The 19,927-nt window shown below is 52.2% G+C and carries 22 protein-coding genes; 9 read left to right on the top strand and 13 right to left on the bottom strand.

Annotated elements, in window-relative coordinates:
* Positions 1-160 precede the first annotated feature (160 nt).
* Positions 161-736, top strand: a complete 576-nt coding sequence (locus R50912_RS05735) for a TetR/AcrR family transcriptional regulator (RefSeq protein WP_042233109.1) — start codon at positions 161-163, stop codon at positions 734-736.
* Here R50912_RS05735 and R50912_RS36170 read toward each other — a convergent pair.
* From R50912_RS36170 to R50912_RS05715, 4 genes are all read right to left on the bottom strand, one after another.
* Positions 701-1,033 (bottom strand): aspartyl-phosphate phosphatase Spo0E family protein, encoded by a 333-nt coding sequence (locus R50912_RS36170; protein ID WP_042233107.1) that lies wholly within the window; start codon positions 1,031-1,033, stop codon positions 701-703. The two genes, R50912_RS05735 and R50912_RS36170, sit on opposite strands and share 36 nt — an antisense overlap.
* 2 nt (positions 1,034-1,035) lie before the next feature.
* Positions 1,036-1,671 (bottom strand): DUF3600 domain-containing protein, encoded by a 636-nt coding sequence (locus tag R50912_RS33095; protein WP_197073038.1) that lies wholly within the window; start codon positions 1,669-1,671, stop codon positions 1,036-1,038.
* A gap of 109 nt (positions 1,672-1,780) precedes the next feature.
* Positions 1,781-2,365: a sigma-70 family RNA polymerase sigma factor gene (locus tag R50912_RS05720; protein ID WP_042233105.1), complete on the bottom strand. Its 585-nt coding sequence runs from the start codon at positions 2,363-2,365 to the stop codon at positions 1,781-1,783.
* A 61-nt stretch (positions 2,366-2,426) separates the two neighbouring features.
* Positions 2,427-3,341: a DMT family transporter gene (locus R50912_RS05715; protein ID WP_331281901.1), complete on the bottom strand. Its 915-nt coding sequence runs from the start codon at positions 3,339-3,341 to the stop codon at positions 2,427-2,429.
* Between the two features lie 193 nt (positions 3,342-3,534).
* Here R50912_RS05715 and R50912_RS05710 point away from each other — a divergent pair, with 193 nt between their 5' ends.
* Complete coding sequence (locus R50912_RS05710; RefSeq protein WP_042233103.1) at positions 3,535-4,659, top strand: stalk domain-containing protein; 1,125 nt, start codon at positions 3,535-3,537, stop codon at positions 4,657-4,659.
* Positions 4,660-4,684: 25 nt separating this feature from the next.
* Positions 4,685-5,464 (top strand): TatD family hydrolase, encoded by a 780-nt coding sequence (locus R50912_RS05705; protein ID WP_042233102.1) that lies wholly within the window; start codon positions 4,685-4,687, stop codon positions 5,462-5,464.
* A 208-nt stretch (positions 5,465-5,672) separates the two neighbouring features.
* Here R50912_RS05705 and R50912_RS05700 read toward each other — a convergent pair whose 3' ends face one another.
* From R50912_RS05700 to R50912_RS35525, 4 genes are all read right to left on the bottom strand, one after another.
* Complete coding sequence (locus tag R50912_RS05700) at positions 5,673-6,248, bottom strand: histidine phosphatase family protein (protein ID WP_042233100.1); 576 nt, start codon at positions 6,246-6,248, stop codon at positions 5,673-5,675.
* An 85-nt stretch (positions 6,249-6,333) separates the two neighbouring features.
* The gene (locus tag R50912_RS05695; RefSeq protein ID WP_042233097.1) at positions 6,334-7,623 is read right to left on the bottom strand and encodes an MFS transporter; all 1,290 of its coding nucleotides are present in this window, start codon (positions 7,621-7,623) and stop codon (positions 6,334-6,336) included.
* Between the two features lie 86 nt (positions 7,624-7,709).
* The gene (locus R50912_RS36165; protein ID WP_042233095.1) at positions 7,710-8,864 is read right to left on the bottom strand and encodes a winged helix-turn-helix domain-containing protein; all 1,155 of its coding nucleotides are present in this window, start codon (positions 8,862-8,864) and stop codon (positions 7,710-7,712) included.
* Positions 8,865-9,178: 314 nt separating this feature from the next.
* On the bottom strand, positions 9,179-9,934 hold the full coding sequence (locus tag R50912_RS35525; RefSeq protein ID WP_052416020.1) for a YjgB family protein: 756 nt from the start codon (positions 9,932-9,934) through the stop codon (positions 9,179-9,181).
* Between the two features lie 573 nt (positions 9,935-10,507).
* On the opposite strand from R50912_RS35525, the gene R50912_RS05680 reads away from it, so the two are divergent.
* The 3 genes from R50912_RS05680 to R50912_RS05670 are packed head-to-tail and all read left to right on the top strand — an operon-like array spanning position 10,508 to position 13,660.
* Positions 10,508-10,984 (top strand): RNA polymerase sigma factor, encoded by a 477-nt coding sequence (locus R50912_RS05680; RefSeq protein WP_231637782.1) that lies wholly within the window; start codon positions 10,508-10,510, stop codon positions 10,982-10,984.
* Positions 10,981-11,325, top strand: a complete 345-nt coding sequence (locus R50912_RS05675) for a hypothetical protein (protein ID WP_042233091.1) — start codon at positions 10,981-10,983, stop codon at positions 11,323-11,325. The genes R50912_RS05680 and R50912_RS05675 overlap by 4 nt, the downstream gene beginning before the upstream one ends.
* Complete coding sequence (locus R50912_RS05670) at positions 11,315-13,660, top strand: carboxypeptidase-like regulatory domain-containing protein (protein ID WP_042233089.1); 2,346 nt, start codon at positions 11,315-11,317, stop codon at positions 13,658-13,660. Before R50912_RS05675 ends, R50912_RS05670 begins: the two co-directional genes overlap by 11 nt.
* A 93-nt stretch (positions 13,661-13,753) precedes the next feature.
* On the opposite strand, the gene R50912_RS05665 is transcribed toward R50912_RS05670, so the two are convergent.
* The gene (locus R50912_RS05665) at positions 13,754-14,305 is read right to left on the bottom strand and encodes an RDD family protein (protein ID WP_042233087.1); all 552 of its coding nucleotides are present in this window, start codon (positions 14,303-14,305) and stop codon (positions 13,754-13,756) included.
* A gap of 96 nt (positions 14,306-14,401) precedes the next feature.
* Positions 14,402-14,866, bottom strand: a complete 465-nt coding sequence (locus R50912_RS05660; protein WP_042233084.1) for a hypothetical protein — start codon at positions 14,864-14,866, stop codon at positions 14,402-14,404.
* Between the two features lie 159 nt (positions 14,867-15,025).
* On the opposite strand from R50912_RS05660, the gene R50912_RS05655 reads away from it, so the two are divergent.
* Positions 15,026-15,937, top strand: a complete 912-nt coding sequence (locus R50912_RS05655) for a copper amine oxidase N-terminal domain-containing protein (RefSeq protein WP_042233082.1) — start codon at positions 15,026-15,028, stop codon at positions 15,935-15,937.
* On the opposite strand, the gene R50912_RS05650 is transcribed toward R50912_RS05655, so the two are convergent.
* Together R50912_RS05650 and R50912_RS35520 are read right to left on the bottom strand one after the other, a co-directional pair.
* Positions 15,938-16,246, bottom strand: coding sequence for a hypothetical protein (locus tag R50912_RS05650; protein ID WP_042233079.1), 309 nt, complete (start codon positions 16,244-16,246; stop codon positions 15,938-15,940).
* On the bottom strand, positions 16,239-16,601 hold the full coding sequence (locus R50912_RS35520) for a hypothetical protein (RefSeq protein ID WP_197073037.1): 363 nt from the start codon (positions 16,599-16,601) through the stop codon (positions 16,239-16,241). The genes R50912_RS05650 and R50912_RS35520 overlap by 8 nt, the downstream gene beginning before the upstream one ends.
* Positions 16,602-17,047: 446 nt before the next feature.
* On the opposite strand from R50912_RS35520, the gene R50912_RS05640 reads away from it, so the two are divergent.
* Positions 17,048-18,028 (top strand): N-acetylglucosamine kinase, encoded by a 981-nt coding sequence (locus R50912_RS05640; RefSeq protein ID WP_042233075.1) that lies wholly within the window; start codon positions 17,048-17,050, stop codon positions 18,026-18,028.
* A 64-nt stretch (positions 18,029-18,092) separates the two neighbouring features.
* On the opposite strand, the gene R50912_RS05635 is transcribed toward R50912_RS05640, so the two are convergent.
* Positions 18,093-19,001 (bottom strand): L,D-transpeptidase family protein, encoded by a 909-nt coding sequence (locus R50912_RS05635; protein WP_052416013.1) that lies wholly within the window; start codon positions 18,999-19,001, stop codon positions 18,093-18,095.
* Positions 19,002-19,256: 255 nt separating this feature from the next.
* Here R50912_RS05635 and R50912_RS36345 point away from each other — a divergent pair, with 255 nt between their 5' ends.
* On the top strand, positions 19,257-19,820 hold the full coding sequence (locus R50912_RS36345; protein WP_063840064.1) for a hypothetical protein: 564 nt from the start codon (positions 19,257-19,259) through the stop codon (positions 19,818-19,820).
* Positions 19,821-19,927 lie beyond the last annotated feature (107 nt).

Raw genomic sequence — 19,927 nt, 5'->3', positions numbered from 1 at the left:
AAATACTGAACGTACAGTTTAGTAATTCCTATGACCAAATAATATACTAAACGTTCAGTTTTGTAAATAGGCGGTTTTATGATATACTCCAGTTACAGATCGATCTTGAGTTTGGATGTCGCAGGTTATATATGTAGTCATCTATTAGGAGGAACGCGCCATGGATAAGAAGAGGGGCCGGCCGCGCAATACGGAGGCGAAGAATGCCATTCTGAACGCTTCATATGATTTATTGCTGGAGATGGGATTCGGTGCAGTTACGGTGGAGAAAATCGCGGAACTGGCTCAGGTCAGCAAAGCGACCATCTATAAATGGTGGCCGAATAAAGCTGCGGTAGTGATAGACGGATATCTTTTTGCCGCTTCCGCCAGACTGCCTATACCAGACAGCGGCTCTGTGAAGGAGGATTTGGTGATCCACGCGGGAAATCTGGCCATGTTCCTGTCCAGCCGGGAAGGCAAAGTCATTACTGAACTGATCGGTCAAGGGCAATTCGACCCAGGACTGGCTGAGGCTTACCGCAGCAGATTTTTCGGTCCTCGCCGCCAGGAGGCCTGGCAGTTGCTCGAACGGGGAGTGGCGAGAGGAGAATTGAAGCAAGAGCTCGACATCTGGAGCAGTATCGACTTGATTTACGGGCCTATTTTTTACCGGTTATTGTTGACGGGGGATGCACTGAACGAGGAATCTGTCCGGAACTTAGTCTTGCTGGCGCTTGAGGGAATTCAGGCCTGACTGCTCTTTGTGATATTCATTAGTGAGGTCGTCCAATTTTTGAGACTGTCTGATTACACTGGGATGCAGGCGGCCGTGCTGCTCATCCATCTGATTCAGCCGGGTACGCTCCTTACAACGCAGTATGGCAAGTGGAAACGGCTTTGCCGTTCTTTTGTAAGGACGGTACCGTTTCAGCGAGAAATAGAAGGATAAGTTATCATGTGAAACATATAAATTCTTATATTTATATAAAAACCACCGGATATACGGGAATTTCCCCTGTCCGGTGGTTTTTGATTTTGTGCATGGCGGCATTTTTAACGGTTAGAAGGCTTTATCCTATACCCCATCTTTTCCAGATATGGATTAAGCTTCTCCAGCAGAGCGGCATGCTCGGCTAACTCAGCATCTGATACAATGCTATGATCCGGACCGCTCATTCGGGCTGTATACATCTTCCATTCACCAATCAGCTGCTGGACTGCAGCCAATTCTTCACCGCTAAACGTCTGCTCAGCCTTAACAAGCAGTTGATCGCTAAAGGCGGCGAAATCCGTATCCGTGGTGCTTGCGGCAGTTCCCGGAGCTTCTGCCTGATTCAGCTTGTCATTATACGGCTCAATTGCTGCAGCCAACTCCTTGTAGCGTTGCTGATCTGCGGCACTCAGCTTCTCAGGATGAAGCCCCCCCTGATCATCGGCGATCTGCAGATTATAGCCAGCTAACTCATGCAGCAGAGTTGACAGTGCAGTGAAGTCATCCCCGCTCAAACTGGACTTGGCCTGCTGTAACTTAGCCTCAAGCTGGTCGTAATGCTGCTGTGTGCCGCCGATCTTCGCTGTATTGTCCTGCGAGCCGTATAGTGAATCCGCCAGATAATTGTAACCGGCATACGCTCCGGTAGGGATTATTAAGGTTGCAGCTACTACTGCCGCTACCAGCCATTTTTTCATGCGTTTCCCTCCTTGTCTGAGTGCAATCCTGTTAAGGATCTCCCCTTTCAGTTCGGGTGGAGCGTGCATAGCTCCGGCTTCTTCCTGAAGCGCCCGCCGCAAATTGTGCTCAAGATTCATGCAGATCCTCCACCTTCCCTAACCTGATCGTAGTCACCTGATGTTTCCGTCTAAGCTTCTGCAGAGCGGCATGGAGCCGTGATTTCACCGTTCCCAGCGGAATCTGAAGGATGGCAGCGATCTCTTCCTGAGTATACTCATGCAAGTAATGCAGGATAATGACCTGCTTCAGCTTGTACGGCAAACGGCTTACCATATCGGTAAGTACCCGGTTTGCCATCCGGTCCACAACATCGCTGGCGAGATCATGTTCTATAGTCTGGCAAGTCTGCTCCGCTTTGTTCTGAATTCGGAACTGTCTCCACCTTCTTCGCCTATGGGCATGAATCTGCCGTATCGTGAGCCCCATAAGCCAGGGTCTAAACGCTTGTGTCCTGTCAAATTTCCTAAGTGAACGGTACAGCTCAATATATATCTCCTGCACAATATTCTCTGCATCTGAAACCCCGGAAACGAGGAAACGCACGGCCTTATAGACATCATGAATAGTCGCCTCGTATAACTCACCGTAAGCTTCACGGCTGCCGGCTAGCGTGAGTCCGATGAGCTGCGAATATGGTTCTGTTGTCTTCATCCGTCATTCCCCCTTCAGGCTTACACTATCTACTTGGAAGGATTCAGGGATTTCGTTCGATTTAATTCGCGGTCTCTTTAGTCCGTGATTTCAAAGAAACCATTACAGTCATAAGTACAACCATTCCCGCTCCCAGTGCCTGGTACAGATTGAAGGGGACGGACAGCCAGATTACGGAGGAGACAATTGCTGAGACCGGTTCCGTACAGGACAGCAGGCTGGCTTCATGCGGAGCAATGTGGCGGAGACTGCCGATGTATAGATAGAAGGCGGCTAATGTTCCCAGCAGAATAACGAATAGAATAGCCAGAATGATAGACAGCGACCAATCGGCAGACGGAACGGACCAGACCGGATGAATGAGACTCATCCCTGCTCCTCCCACAATCATCCCCCAGCCCATCAGCAGTGAAGTGCTGTACAGCTTCAGCAGCGGACCTGAATAGAGGGTATAGAACGTCAAGGACACTGCGGATAGAATCCCCCAGATCAAGCCTCTCAGGGGAACGGTCAGCTCCGAGGAATCGCCGCCGGTCAGCAGTAAATACGTTCCTCCCAGCGCGAGCAGCGCACCGATGATATCCAGCGGAGCCAGCTTCGTTCTTGTCCAGATAACAGTGTACAGGAGAATAAACAACGGGGCTAAATACTGCAGCAGTGTGGCGATTGCAGCATTGCCTGACTCAATGGAAGCGAAGTACGTGTACTGTACCCCAAGCATGCCCAGCAGCCCGAACAGCAGCATTTGAAGAACGAATCTCCGGTCCAGCCACAGCTTCCATACCTGCGAGCCCTCCTTACGGAGTGTAAACATCAGGAACAGGACTCCCGATACCAGCAGTCTCAGGGTCACCAGCCAGGCTGCAGGCAGCATGGACTGCTGGAACAAATGCTGGGCGACCGTCCCCGATACTCCCCATAATAACGCTCCGCCGGAGGCCATAATAATTCCTTGGGTCCGCAACAATAACTCCACCCTCCTGCGTATATGTATAGATATTTAGTGTTAATTATACGGAATTACCGGCTGTCTCCTCTGGTAGATAGATCATACTAAACTTGAACCGTAACAGGCTTGACTTATCTTTGTTAACAGAACGTGACCCGCAAGCGGAGTTTTTCATTTATAATAAAATGGATTGGAATTTCCAGACTCCGGAGGTTATCTTATGAAAAAATTAATTGCCGCTTCCGCGATTGCCCTGCTCATCGCAGGTCATGCGGCGGCATCATCCATAAATATTGCCCATTCTGCTGCAGCTCCACTAGCCCTTAAGGTAGACGGACAAGCCGTTCTTCCCCAAGTTCCGCCATTCCATTCCAATGGGATATTATATGTACCGGCTCTTGCCCTGAAGGAATTTTACCCTATCCAGCTGCAATGGAATAATGTCCTCAAGCAGCTTACTCTCACGACTGGTTGGGATACTAAAGTCCTTACCCCCGGCAGCTCCTCTATCCAGGTCCGCTATACACAAACAGATGGAAGTTATCAAGATAGCCTGGAGGCTACTGTTATTCTTAAGGCCGGACATGTATATATTCCGGCAGATAGTCTGAATTCGCTTACGGGTGCTACCACAGAGCTGGAATCGGGAGGAACCCGGGTCGTGATTACGCCGGGCAGTCTCAGCACAACCGTCAGGGTTCCCGCTGAACCCCTCGTTGTGGCCGGGGGTCATGCCAAGGTCAAGCTGTATGCCGCGCTGAAGGACGGCAACACCTACAAAGGATTCATCCTGGAAGTGAACGGCAAGAAGCACAGCTTCGACTGGACCGTAGACAGAGATTTCTCGAATCCGCCCCAGCTCTTCTATGCGGATGTAGATTCAGACGGGAAACCTGAAGTAACCGTTGTGTTCACACTGGGTACCGGAACTTCGCTGGTAGTGCAGGAAGTTCATGTGGTCAAGCCTGAGCAGTGGAAGGAGCTCTCCGTGCCTGCAGCGGAACAAGCTGCTTCTGCTGTAGTATCCTCCAGCATTTCGCTGGATAAGAAGGATGTGCTGCTGAAGCTTGAGCTCAAAGGAGCAACCCCGTCCAAAGTAACGATAAGAATTCCGGACCGTGCAGAAGACGGATTGAAATATTTCGGCAAGACTGCAGGAATCGGTGCTGTTACCTACTACTCGGTGAAAGACGGCAAGCTGTTAGCGGATACCAGCCTAATGGTAGGAATGACCGAGAGCATGGGAACGCTGAAGCTGGAATACAAGGCAGGGACAGCGGGGCTGGAGCTTGGCTCGATCATTTTCGAACCGCATGATAGCACTCAGCAATTTGTAGAGAAGTAACCTGCGGAGGAAGGAGCAATTACGCATGATTGATGCCCATATACATCTGGACCAATATGAAGAGACTTTGTTATCCTCCTTGCTGCAGAGCTTGCCGGAGCAGGACATTGAGGCGCTGATTGCGGTCTCGATGAACCTCACTTCCAGTCTGCGTACTCAGGAGATAGCAGCCCGTTATCCCGGGCTGGTGAGACCCGCCTACGGCTTCCATCCCGAGCAGCCGCTGCCGCCGGAGGAGGAGCTGGCCGCGCTGCTGGACTGGATCACGCTCCATGCCCCGGATATGGCAGCTATAGGTGAAATCGGGCTTCCTTACTATTCCAGGGCCGAAGCTATAGAACGCGGGGAGGCATGGGATATGGAACCTTATATCCGGCTTCTGGACAGACTCCTTGAGCTGGCAGCTTGTTTAGCCAAACCGGTGGTGCTGCATGCCGTCTATGAAGATGCCTGGACCGTATGTGATTTGCTTGAGCAGCATCACATTACCCGGGCCCATTTCCATTGGTTCAAGGGCCCGGAAGATACTGTCGACCGTATGATCAGCCGCGGCTATTATATTTCGTTCACTCCCGATATTCTCTATGAAGAGGAGATTCAGGATCTCGCGCGCCGCTACCCGCCGGAGCTGGTCATGGCGGAGACCGATGGTCCGTGGCCTTTTGAAGGCCCATTCACCGGGCGTACCACCCATCCGGCAATGGTGCATGACGTTGCCGCCGCCTGGGGAGCGCTGCATGGATATACCGGGAGCGAGGCGAAGGCTATTCTAACAGCGAATACGGTGCGGTTCTACGGACTGTAGCTTAGCCGTCACCGTACCCCGGTGAATGATGGACTCGGCCGCGCCGCGGTGACCGCCAGCAAATCCTGTACAAACTACAACATTCCCCGCATCAAATCGTCCACAATCTCAAATTGTTGTAGAAAAGGTAGCATTTCTACTCCCTCGCGCCAAAGAACGCACCCAGCCAATCCGCGGCTTGGGACGTTGTTCCGGCCATTCTCCATGCTCATTCCTTAACTAGAAGACGCTCCACCCCGGTCAACCGGCCTTCCGAGAAGGCCATGACATAAATATCTGGCTTGGTGGTCTTTAGCAAGAAGTCCAGATCATATCCGGGGGCAAAATAACCCATCATTAGCGCCATTACCAGCCCGTGAGTCCCAATGGCAATTCTTTCTCCTTCATGTGCCTGCAGGATTTCCTGCAGCGCCTCTACCGCCCTTGCCTGGCATTCGCGGTTCGATTCACCGCCCGGCAGGGCAAAGTCCGGATCGTCGTACATCTTCTGCAGTGCCGGAAGCAAATCTTCATCAGCCAACTGACGGTTGCCCTCCATCCAGACCTTCTCTCTCAGGTCCTCCTTAAGGGTAATTTCCTGCCCAAGTACCTTGGCCAAATCGGCTATCGTATCTATGGCCCGGATATACGGGCTGCTGTACAGCGTGTTAATGCCTTCATTACGCAGGCATGCTGTTACTCTGCGCGCATCCCCTTCCCCTTTTGCAGATAGGCCGCGCGTCCATTCGTCCACCCCGGTCCGGAGTGAATCCCCGTGTCTCACCATGTAAATATATGTCGTCATTGGCTCCTCCTGAATATGTAATGTGGCAGTGCAGAAAAAGCCCCGAAGGGCTTGATCTTAAACTTACTGTCTGCCTTTTTTTAATCTACCCCTGATCTACTGCGGCTACAGGCTGTGCACCTTCCAGCTTAAGCTTGGCCTCAGGCCAGAGCAGCCGCCCGAACAGCAGACCCGCCAGACCCAGAAGGAGCAGCAGCAGGCCGGTGTTGATAAAAATACGGGCAGGGCCTGCATACTGGACAAGCAGACCACCCAGCAATGGTGCAATAATAAGTACCGTGCTGAGTACGGTGTTCTGGATGCCGAAGATACGGCCTGTCATATGCGGCGGGGTTTCTTTTTGCAGGCAATAATTGAACGTAACCATAAATACCCCGTTTCCGATCCCCAGTACAAATCCGATCAGCAGAACCCATACTATCGAAGCGCCCGGCTGGAGCGATCCAAGTGCAGCAATGGAACCGCCAATCAATACATATCCCGAGCCGAGCCTCCAGCTATATCCCGTTTCCGGATTCAGCTTGTTCAGGAGAAGTATAATCAGCACAGCTCCTACTCCGGTAGCGGCTACCATCCAGCCGAGCAAGGATTCCCGCTCCGGTGCAAACACCCGGAACAGGCTGGTGAACTGGAAGTCGACCACTTGAATCACCAGTGCCCCGGCCAGCCCGAACAGCATAGTACTCAGCAGGATCCGGCTGCGCAGCATGAAGCTCCAGCCTTCCCGCCACATCGTATGCAGCGGAATCTTGTCTTCCGGCGCCTCAGGCTGTTTGCTGTTATCTTCATCCGTGCGGATGTTCTTCACGGACAGCAGCAGCAGATAAGAGCAGCCGCGCAGCAAGGCATTGATCAGGATGCACCATTGCGGCGTAAGGAAAGCGAGCGCCAGACCTCCGAGCAGAGGGCCGGCAATTTTGGAGCCCTGGTTAACCAGCCCATTGAGCGACGAGGCTTGCAGCAGCTGGTCCTCTCTGACCAGGCTGCGGGTCAAAGACTGCTGGGCAGGCATATTCAGCATGGATAGCGCTGAACGCAGCGCCAGCAAAGGCAGCAGCCAGAACATGCTCGGGGCGAATAGCACCAGTACAGTCAACAGCGCAGTCAGCAGATCGCATACACGCATCAGCTTCAGCTTGTTCAGCCGGTCGGCGGCTACTCCGGCAACCGAGCCAAACAGAATGCTCGGCAGCGCCAGCGCCACCGGAATAAGCGCCAGCATCAGCGGCCCGGCCTGCCAGCGGTAGCCGACCAGCACCTGAATAGCCAGTGCATCGAACCAGTCGCCGAAGCTTGCCGTGGCGAAGGCGCTGTACACGCGCATGTACGTTTTGTTATGCAGCAGGCTGGTTCCCTGCTTCGTTGAAAGCTCCATCTGACATTCCTCCAGGTTACATGTAATATCATTGAATGTGCGAAACATTCATGATCCTACTGTAACGGAGAATTGTCAGAGAATTATCAGTGGGCCTCGAGCAGCGGCAGCAGCAGATTTTCGAGTGCCCGTTCCAGCCTTACCAGACCAAACGCTTCAAGCTCTGCTGTAAACAGGCTCTCGTATTTGCGTCCCAAGGGACTTCCGGCCAGAAACATGCGGCAGAAATGGTTGATCCGGTACACCGAATAGAACCGCAGCGGCACAAACCCGGACATATCGAGCACCTGCAATCCTTCATTGATCAGTTTCTCTCCCTCTGCCCACTGTGCCCGCCGAAGCGCCCAGAGTCCCTTTACTACTTTGTAACCGCCGATCTCCCGCAGAAAAGGCTTGTCCCTCAGGGTCCGGCTGACGGTTTCGTCCATACGCTCCAACTGCTCATCCCCGGTTCCCGCCACCAGATGAATGAACAGCTCCGTAATCTGCGTCGCCGGAACGAAGTTCTCAAAATCCGGTTCGGATATTACCTGATAGGAACGTTTCAGGCGTTCCAGCGCTTTGTCCGGCTGGCCTGCCAAGGTGTACAAATCCAGCATGGTCAGAATCTCCAGTTCCAGCTGTTCAGGGGGGTTCAGCAGTTTCCGCTCAATCAGACGCTCGGCATATTCCATCTTCACCTTAGGGTCACCTATGAAGAAATAGAACAGGTTGAGGTAAAAAAGCCGGTCCTTCAGCGGAACCTCGTCCGTGTAGATCAGCCACTCCAAATCTCCCTGGACGAAATGAACGACCATCGAATAATGCGGGTCCAGCTCGTAGCCGAGAATGTCCTGCTGGCGTGCGAGGGTCAGCATCGATTTGCCCTGACCGTAGATATGAAACTTCATGAATACCTCACTCATTGTATTCCGCAGCTCCGGATCATTCGTTGCCGGATTCATCGCTACGCCCTCCGGAGAGCCCTGCACAGCCAGACTGTATCCGAATCCGCGGATGGTCTTGATGTCGATTCCGCTAAGGCCGCGCAGCTTCTTCCGCAGCCGGTAGATATGATCATCGACGGTCCGCTCCACCGGATACTCCATGGGCCAGACTTTATCCAGAAGCTGCTCGCGGCTGAAGGTCCTCCCCCTGTTGCGGTACAGAAACTGCAGAAGCGCAAACTCCTTGGGCAGCAGCTCTATGGTTAATCCGCCGGCAGATACTTTATATTCACTTTCGTTCAACTCCAGATGCATAGCTGTGCCTCTCTTCTTTCTACAGATCAACCCATAAACTGATTATATCAGCAAGAAGTTCTGCGCACGATAGCAGCAACTGCATTCATGAGGGACAGCCGGTTCGGGGATGGCGTAACTTCATCGGGAGCGTAGGGAAGCATGTAACCAGCAGACTTCGTCGGAAGCCGAGCCTGCTGGCAGGTACTTATCTGCAATATTATTTGTGGTTAACAAGAAGAGTCCCTCCACAGTTGCCGCTGCGAAGGGACTCTTCATAAATTGCTATCTATGTGACTGCAGCTGCCGCAATCCGGGGGCTTACAGATGCTGTTCTAACCAGCCATATTGTTGATGGAATCCTGTTTGGAGAATACTGAGATATGATCCACGGTACCCGTTGAATCCGGGATGATGAACTTGAGCTGGTACTGCTTGCCCGCCTGGTATATATAAATGTCATCGCTGCCGTTCACTGAGGTAGCGTCCGGCTTGCCGAGGACTTCTTCAATCTGCTTCAGCGTCAGCTTTTGTAAATCGGAGGCGCTTGAACGCACATCAAAGATTTGGCTGCCTTTGTTAAAGCCGAATACCACGTGCTTGCCGGCATACGTGGAATAAATGCCTTTGCCTGCCGATTCTTTGGTGTCCGGCTCTCCCCATGCTGCTTCCACATCGTCAATGAGTCCACTGTGTGCAGCATATTCCACGCCGGGCACCTTGCCCTGCTTGGCAAGCTGCAGCAGCTCTTTCAGCTGCTTGCTCAGCTCCTGCGGCGTAGCAGCCGACGAGGCTCCTGCCGCTGCGCCAGGCTCTGCAGCCGCAGGTGAAGCGGCCGCTCCAGTGCCGCCTTGCGCAGCAGGAGCCGCGTCAGGTGGAGCTGTTGCTGCACCGCCGCCAGCTTCAGCCGGCTCCGTGCCCGCACCAGGGGCGGGACTCCCTTCCGGCTGTGCAGACGCCGGAGCCTCCGAGGCTTGCGCAGCCGCCCCGCCGGTATTCACCGCATCCGGCTTACCGGAATTACAAGCCGTTAGACTGAGCATTCCGCCAAGTAGAATTATGCCTGCTATCGTTTTGAATGATGTGATCATGATGCCATCTCCTTCGTTTTCGGGAACTTCCTCTACAATCTAAACTGTTAACCTATGACGCAGTGCCCCCGCTAAAGGTTGCACGATGCTCCTTTTCAGGCCGCCCTTCTATAGAACATTTTTGGCATGTTCCAGTTGGGACTGATACTGCCGCGTGTAGTTGCAGCGTTTCTCTTACCGCTACCCGCCCCAAAGCTGCAATACCGGATCTGTTGCATTTAGTACAATAGAACTCCCTAAAAATTACCCGGAATTTGATTCTATTGCACTTTCTGCAGGCAACAATCAGAAAAACACCCTTATACAGTCATTCCTCAAAATTCTGTTGCATCAAATACAGCAGATTGCTTTCCAGCCTCCAAAAACGGGTTTTCTATTGCACATTCTGCAATTGAGAGCACATTCGCTGCTCAAGCCCTTCAATTCAGGAATTATTTCCCTGCAGCACGCAACCTTCCTCCCGCAGCACGCATCTTACTAATAAAGGGAGGGGAGCTTCATCTGGATATTATAGAGAGAATCAAAGCCAGGGATGAGTCCGCTCTCCGCCAGCTGATGGAGCAATATGGGGATATGCTGCTCCGGACCGCCTGGCTGCTCCTGCGGGACCGGCAGTCTGCCGAGGAAGCCGTGCAGGATACCTTCATTCAGGCCTATGCCAAAATCGGGCAGCTGAAGGACCCTCAGCGTCTGAGACCCTGGCTGATTGCCATCGTGGTTAACCGCTGCCGGATGAGGCAGCGGACATGGAGCTGGCGAAATATTTGTCCTGCGCCGGAGGGCGGGGCCTGGGTACAGAATGAAGCAGGCGCCTCCGCAGGCGCAGAAGAGCTGTTTATAGCAGAATGGCATAATCTGCAGCTAAGTGAAGCTGTAAGAAGTCTGGATTACATCTACCGCGAATGTCTGACGCTGTACTATTACCATGAGATGAGCATCCGTGAGATCAGCGGGCAGTTGAGATTACCGGACAATACGGTGAAATCCCGGTTATCCCGGGGACGGACACTGTTGAAGCAGATTCTGGAGAAGGAGGGGCATGTTCTATGAGCAATGAACAAGAACACATCAAACGCCGTCTGGATGAAGAGTTGAGCAGCCTCTCCTTCAGCGGACAGGAACGGGTTCTGCAGCAGACTCATCCTACCGCACCGCTGGCCCGCCTGCGGGCACTATGGAATAAGGAGCTGGAAATTCCACTCAAGCCACTGGGTGCGCTATCTGCGCTATTAATCGCAGGTGCGCTGATCCTCTGCTACCCGCAGAGCGGGCCCCCGGAACATGGGGCCCGTACACTGCCCGTACAGGGCCAGCGGGAACTGATTGAAGCTGGCGGCAATACGTACTGGAAAGACATCTATGAACAGGCGGTGAGAAGCCATGAAAATTAGGATCAAGGTCAAGCAGCTGGTGCTGTTCGTGCTGCTTCCGCTTGCGCTGCTAATTCTAATACCAGCTGTTCTTCAACAGGCAGCAGCGCCATCGGTTCAGCTTGCAACCTCCGCCACAGCGGATACCGGGACTCTGGCACGCGAAATGCTGCTGAGCAAGCTGGATGCCAGCAGCGGGAGCAAGCGTATGACGCTTATCCGCACTACAATAATTGAACCAGGCAATTGGATACAGCCCTATGATTTCAATGTGTATATCGGCTCCTCTTCTAGCCAGTGGAGCCAGAACAATAACGAAGAGACACCACTGCCGCTGCTACCCGCAGATAAGCTCCGGTTCCTGAGAGAATATATGCTAGAAGGCCCTATAGACGGCTATTTGCTTACTGCCGCTAAACAGCTTGTCTATGAATACGATGTACTGGGTGCCGGAGATGACGGGGATGCGGTACTTACGGAAGTACGCACCAGAATCAGCAGTAAATCCTCTATGTTCAGAGAGCTGGCTTTGCTTCAGGCTGAGAGGGCATTGAACGCAGGGAATTGGGCGGCTGCAGGAGACTTGCTGAAGCAAGCCCATTCCCCCGTACATGATGGCGAATACGAACATGAAGCCCGTTCAGCCTGGCTTGGTGCGCGGCTGCTCTTTGCAGAAGGTAAGTGCAGCGAAGCGCTGGAGCTGGTGAACAACAGTCTGAAGAGTTACCAGGAGTCACGTGACAAGAATTATCATGAAGTGAACGAAGGAAATGACTTAAGCCCCCAGGGCTCCACAGAGCAACCTTCATCGGCTCAAGATTCCCTTGAAGCTGCTACAGAGAATATGAGTGAACCCACTTCCGAAATGCAGCGGCAGCTGCTTGCACTGCAGACCGCACTTACAGCTACTGCGGAAGCAGGAAACTCTGCTCCTGCCACATTGTCAGGGACACTAACCTACAGCGACGGCACTCCGGTCTCCCGGGCAGGCATCTTCCTGCGGCCGGAGAGCGAAGTTAGTCATAGTGTGTTTTATGGCTCGGAGCCGTATGAAATCGTCACAGATGCACAGGGCCGTTTTTCCTTCTCAGGCGTCATTCCCGGCTATTATCAGTTATTTTTGGGCCTGAGCTTTGAGCAGATCGATGGCTGGACCTGGCCTGTGCAGGCGGATGACTGGATCGAAATCAAACCAAATGACCGTTTGACTAATAATATTATCCTTCAGCCCTTGCTGGAGCTGAAGTCACCGGTAAATTCGCAGCTCCTTACAGGTGATTCTGTAGAATTCGAGTGGGAGACTGTCCGGAATGCGGCCTCTTACAGTCTCAGCGGCACAGTCTCAGCCGAAGGCAGCACCTTCAGTTATGTAATCCGCCAGCATATCACGGGGAATAAGATTTCCATCCCTGTAACAGATCTGTATAACAGCGGCGGTTTCTCCACCAGCAGCAGCGGAGAAGGCTGGGAATCCGTTGAGCCCTCCTCGCTGCTCGGCTTCGCCGATCCAAGCGGACGCTTCTCGTGGAGCATAGAAGCCTATGATGTATCCGGGCGGGTGATTACCCGCAGCAATGGCTACCGGCTGAACGAGGACACCGTCGGCAATCTGCCTTTCTTCTATTTACAATCACGCAGTCTTACCGCTGCCGATCAGCTGGTTAAAGCGCAGAAGCTTGAACAGGCACTGGAAGCGTACCGCCACGACTATGCCAGAGATCCACAGGATGATCATGCGCTCAAAATGCTGGTTCATCTCATGACAGCCAAGGCTTCCTATACTAAAGACAAATCCTTAGAAGCCGCAACGATACCTCTGCTAGTGAAGCTTGTAGAGCTGCGTCCGACTGCAGACTCTGTCTTCAACCTGGCGCTCTACTACTATGAGCAGTCCGACTGGAAAAGCTACAATCACTATTATTCCTGGTTTCTTGAGCTGCGTGAGCAGAAACCGCACAGCTATGATCAGGGAATTAACGCTACCGCGCTGATGCACCAGGGGGAATTGGACGAAGCCCGCAGGCAATTCGTCGCCTCACTGGAGGAGGATGGCAGCCACCGCTTCACCGGCAGCTATCTGGCTGCAGAGCTGGCGGCGGGACAGCCGCTGGATGACGTACTAAAGCTTGCTCTGCGTTATCCCCAGCATAGTCCCGGCTCCGGCACTGTTAACTGGGCGAAGCTGATAACCCAGATGAAGGCAGAGCGTACGGGACAGCCGGAGCTCTTTGACCGGCAGCTGAAGCAGATGCTGGAGCTATATACAGCAAGGTCCGGGAAACTTAGGGAATGGACTGAAGAAAGCGGGGATTCCGCGCTGAAGACGTTCATGAAAGCCGTTCTGGAGGTGGGCTGATCCACCTCCGAAACAGGGCAAAGGGAATAGAACAAGAGCGGTAACGCCGCCTGATCTATTCCCTTTGTACTTGGTTAATTCTATCCTGTGGGCTCAAACAAGATGGTCCAGAGCAATTTTCTTAACCACATAGGTTCCGGCCATCATATCATGCAGCGCCCGGTTACGCTGGGTGAATACAACGAATAGGCAGTCGGCGACCACTACCCAGCCAAAGAACACATTCAAATTCGTGGCGAGCGGACTCCAATTGGCAAGACTGCTGGAAACCGCAGATAATTCCTCTGTGTTCAGACTCACAATAACTGCAAGAAAGCCGTTGATGATGAGGAAGCAATCCCTGATCAGAGCCTGCTTCAGCGCCGGATACCTACCGTCCCCATTAATTATTCTTGCCCCCAGAATTAGTCTGCCCGGAGTCCCCCCATATTTGACAACCATGAACACATTGAAGCCCATCAGCAGCACAAACTGAATAAAAAGCGGAAACGCCGACTCCGCCGATTCTGCGGCTGAGACGCAAATCCTGTTCAGCAAATACGTAGGAAGGGCCAGAATCAGAAAATCAACAAAATGGATCAGCACCCTTTTCCAAAAACCTACATAGTCACTCCAATCAAGCTGTTCCTCTATCCGCTGCTCCATACTGTTCTCCCCTCAGTGTATAATAATCAATCCGGCAGCCTGCTGTGCGACGCAGCATTTCCATCCGGTATGTACCAAGATATGTATCTCGGCCTTCTACTTGCTATCCCTGGCTGAACCCATAATATCCTTCCCGGTCTGTATGGCCTCCTCTAACGTATTAGCCGGACCCGAGATATATCCCTCTCCGGCGGTAAGCCCGTAGCGCTCATCAAGATGGGTCAGCATAATCCAGAACTTATCCAGCTTCTGAGACGTTATAATAGAGCCAATCGAACGCAGTGACCGGTCTGCATCCAGGACCGTCAGAATTCCCAAGTAGTATCCGCCGCCATCCTTAAGCTTCACATTATAATGAAGACCTCCATCCAGTGTAAGCTCGCCGGTAAACTCACTGCTTCCGGGCACACCTCTCCATACTTCACCCCTCAGCCCGATTGCGCTATGCTTCACGACTTCATTATTGGAGTAGATCACACTAGGGTACTCCCGCTCCACATGCTGCGGACGAAACCATTCATAGCCGAGGAATGCCACGATCAGTACTGTTATTGCGGACACTATCCATGATTTCCGGATCAGAGCTCACCCTCCTCTACTATGAACTTCCAAGACATATCGGAGTACAACTGGCATATACGCAACTTTCAATTAGATCCGGCGTCTATAACTGTATAATTTTAGTAAATCAACGATATTCCCGAAGGAGGACTACTCAAGATGAAGGTCATCAAATTTATCTGCCTGCCGCTGCTGCTGTTAATATTGCTGTCCGGCACTGCCCTGGCGGCCCCTGCTTCAGCTCCAACCATTTCAGTAGAATTAAACAACTCCACGATAAGCACCGACATGCCCCCTTATCTCACACAAGGCACAACCATGGTCCCGCTAAATGTAGTGAAGCATATCCCGGGGATTACTGTCGCTTGGAGCAATGCCACCAAGACGGTTACGATTGACCGGAGCGGGGTAATAATCACACTGGTTGCGGGTCACAAGACCGCCCTTATTGGTACCAAACAAGCCGCCCTGCCTGTCGCCTCGGTCTTGGTTAATGGCAGAGTCATGGTGCCGATCCGCTTTATAGCAGAAGCCGCAGATGCGCATGTAGCCTGGAATGCGGCCACCCGGATTGTGTATGTCGCCAAAGCAGATGAGGCGCTGATCACTCAACTCCAATCCGCGAATCTGGGGGAAGCACGTACAGCAGCACTTCATTTTCCCCGCGTCAGCACGCTTAAGCAAATCCCTATCATTAATGAGTCACAGAATCAGGACTATTATTTCCCGGAAGGCACAGCGGGCCGTTTCTTCATTCAAGGCGGGCCTGGTATTTCGTATTATGAAGTTGCAGGTAATTATGCGGAAGAAATCTGGTCTGCCAAAATAGACTACAGTGCCCCATCCTCTGCCGGACTCTTCTTTATACCGTACAAAATTGTGGATCAGGCCGGAAAAATGCCCTCCTATAAGGGTAGCCTCGCGTTCTATCATCTGATGCTTCCGGTTATGGAGGCAACCTATGGATTCATTGATGCTACGGGTGCCTCCAGGACGGCCGGGCAACAAAATATGAAGCTAAATGAGTTCTTTGAAATTCCAGGGGAAGCATCATCCTCTGTACAAAACTAATTACATCAAGATCGGTACCGCAAACGGAACAAGAATCAGCAGCAGCGCGGCGGCACTCAGACTCCGGGTCCACACCGGCTTCAGCTTCTGATTCTTCTCCGATTTGTACCAGCCCTTGAACTGCCAATAATTCCGGTACATCACTAAGAATACGAGAAAATTACCGATTACTGCAGTATACAAATACCCGGTCCATCCATATAACATTTTGAAGATCCACTGCTCCACACCCCCGAGTATACCTAGTGTCAGAACCAGCAGAACCACTAAACGCAGCATTTCTGCCATAAAACTTGCGAGTTTACTCATTTTGTCCTCCGGTTTCATGATTTACATTGCCCGCCTCCAGAAGACTGGCATTTCCGATGTATCTGCTTACATGCTGTAGAATCTCGCTGCTATTGTGCACTATTATCCTCTTAGCCTTGTACGCTTCAGTTAATTTCATAATGGCAGGAACACCTTCCCTGATGAATCCAGGGTTCCATTCGAACAGCATCATGTACAGGTTCTTGAACGTCTGCTTATAGTTTCCCTTCTCCAGACCCAGCCTTGTCTTAATGAACCTCCGGATTACCCGCCCATTCTGCACATACAAATCAGGTTGAATCAGAAAAATCAAATCCGCTTCCCGGAAGCTCTCTGTCCCCCATTTGTGATGCACGCCTTCTATAATCCACGACTCCTCAGCGACTGTTTCAGCTAACCGGGTATCCCTGACCTCTGTTGAGTTGCGGGTATTGTCCGTACTCCGGTCCCAGACATAATTGTCAGTTTCATAGCAGGGGATATCGTAGATTCGTGATAATTCTCTGGCTATATACGATTTACCGCTGCCGCAGCCACCTATAATCCGTATTCTAATCCTAGCTCCCTCCTATGGAATGCCCGACTGATCAACCGTCCACGTCGCAACCCGGAAGAATACCCCTCCAGTTTACTTCTATAACTTCTATATTTATCCTGTTAATCCTGCTTCAGCAACCGCAAGCTGGCGGTATAGCGGCTGTCGTGAAGGAGCATTTCTCCCTTGCAGTATCTGCCTGTGTTATATCCAACGCCGGAGTGATTATAGTATTCTGTAGAAAAGAACGTGAAGAGGTGTCTAGAATGCAACGAACAGATGTGGTAATTGGAATCGATGGAGGAGGAACTCATACCCGGGTCATAGCCGCTGATATCGAAGGGAATGTACTGGCTTATTGTAAAAAAGGAAGCGCTTCCGCGTACCGGGACTCTGCCGCTCAGCATAACGTGAGGTCAGCGATTATAGAAGCGCTGGAACGCGGCGGCATCGAGCCCGGAAGGGTCATTGGCATCGCTGCCGGTGTTGCCGGATATGACTCACCTGAGGATTTGGACTGGATCTTGCCGCTCACCGGAGTTCCGGAGCTGACTTGTCCCAGGTGGCATGTCAATGACGCGCTTATCGCCCATTACGGAGCACTGCTTGCGCAGCCCGGCATTATTGTCATCTCGGGAACTGGCTCCATCATTATTGCCATTAATGAAGACGGACGTTATTTACGCAATTATGATTTCCATCATTATGCCGCAAGTGCCGCCCGGTTCCTCTCTTACGATACCGTGTTTGAAGTGCTGGCCGGTCACACGGATTCAAGCGATGAGCTGCTTGTCGACCGGATGCTGGCACACTGGAATGTTACTGCCGTGTCTGAATTATACCGGCTTGCGAGCGAAGGGTTCGACATTGACCGGAAAGCCCGGGACAAATGCTTTGGACAATTCGCACCTGTAGTAACGGAGGAGGCTGAGCGCGGAAGCTCCGCCGCCCTAAGGATCTGCGGGAGAGCGGCAGCGCAGATCAAGGTCGGCATTGAGCTGCTGGCCGCATCTTTTGCACAGCATACAGTCCCCGTAGCGTTCATCGGCAGTGTAGCGAATAGCAGTTACTTCCAGTCTGAACTGCGCAAATTACTGAAGAACGGGGCCAACAAACAGTATAAGGTGGTAACGCCACAGCTCCCGCCCGAAGCAGGAGCTGTCCTGTATGCAATGGAGCAATTAGGCCGGCCGGTCACAGAAAACATAATCAGCCGGCTGCAGCATAGCAGCAAGCTGCCACAATGACATATATGCAGCGCGTAATTGCTACGAACAGACCTTCCATCTGGCAGCTTCTAGCTTAGTCGCTTCACAGCTCCACAGTCGCCTCTTTGGCATTCCATATGACGGGAAGGCCAAAGAGCGGCGTCAAGCTGCCTAAGGGAATATACAACCGCCCGTTTACGCTCCGCGAGGCCAGCATGGCCACCGTTTTGCCGTTCACCTTCGCTGTTTCGCTAAGCGGTTGATGGACCGCGGTGTGCCCACCTATAGTAATGATAAGCGCTCCGGTTCCCGCCTCCAGCTTCAAAGTTCCGCCCAGCAGGGCAACCGATTCGCGGAGCGGAACGAATACCCGTGAATTCTCCAGCAGGAAAGAATCCTTAACCTCCAGCTTTTCTCCATTGATGATAAAGACGCCCGCAATCATTGTCGGCCCCGCGGAATAGCCGCTCTTCACTGCGATGCTTGCCATATCAAGTCCTGAAGTAGTAATGATCACGGGAGTATTATTGGCTATCCTTGGATACAGCCAGTGGATATCCTCATTATGCATCCGGATGCATCCGGCGCTGACATATTTACCGATGGAGGCCTCATTATTGTTGCCATGAATGGCATAGGTCGTGCCGTAGGTATCGTTCACTTCCAGCCCCAGCCAGCGGTCGCCCAGCGGATTGGCCGGATCGCCTCCGGGAATCTTTTCTTTGTAATAGGGTCTGTTCTTGATTTTGACCACAATTTTGAAGCTGCCTTCAGGCGTCAGGCTCTTGGTCTTGCCGGTGGCGACCGGAAAAACCTTCTCCAGCTTACCGGCGCTGAAATAGGCCAGCTTATTCGTCTTTTTGTTCACAATAATCAGATCTGAGGATGATGATGACGCTGCTGCGGCTGATCCTGTGAAGCATGCTGTGAACAGCACTGCGAACACAAGCATAAGCTTGATGCTCCTTGGAACATAAGTTGTAGTCAGGCTGATACGCTCACGCAGATTCATGGTTGCCCCACCTCCAGGTTATGGGTGATTCTGGAAACTCTTTTCTACATAGACGCCAGTCTGCCGCATTAGTTGCACAGCAGCATGTACCTATTCTTATCAACTCGTCCCTGCGGATTTGAAGCAGAGTTTGCACAATTGTAACCGTTCAAGCGGTGCTTCGCGTGCGGTTTCATGAGGATGAATATTAAATGCCTCCGCCAGAGATAATAAGCCCGCATGACCATTACAGCACCCGCCAAGGAGGCCACTTACTTGAATTCAAACCATTCCAGCCAGATCAGCCAAAGCGAACAAATCATCCAGCAGCTGATGACACAGACCCAGCAGGGCACGCAGAATTACCAGCAGCTTCTGCAGCAGGAGCAGGAGCATGCCGCCAAATTGCAGGAGCTCAGCCAGCACAGCAATAAGGCCATTCAGATGATTCAGCAGGCATTGCAGGGCCATCAGACCGCTATGCAGCAGCTGCAGCAGGTCTCGCAGTTAATCAGACAGCTGGAGCAGATTCCGCAGACTGCCGGCTACAATACAGGTGGTATTCAAAGATTCAATACCGAACAACAGGGCTTCAATACAGGAATCCCAAGCTTCAGCACTGGTAACTCTGGCAATCAAAGCTTCAGCACAGGCTCTGGAGGATATAATTCTTCCTTCAGCCCATCCTTCACTTCCAATAGCCAGCCGGTAAATTCACTGCATAGCCCAATTAACGCTTCAATTAACTCTTCATTTAACCCGCAGCCGCTGCATACACCCATGCAGACTAACCATTCCTACGGTTCTATGATGAATCAGGGACGCAGCTTCCAGCAGTAATATACGCCGGACTACGCGGTTCAAGACAAAAGGGGTTCTCTCAGCCATACCAGCGGCACGCGGAGAACCCCTTCTTTGTATCTGCGCTTTGCGCCTCGGCATTCATA

This window comes from Paenibacillus sp. FSL R5-0912 (assembly GCF_000758605.1).
GTDB lineage: Bacteria > Bacillota > Bacilli > Paenibacillales > Paenibacillaceae > Paenibacillus_AQ.
This window is presented reverse-complemented; position numbering and strand designations above follow the sequence as displayed.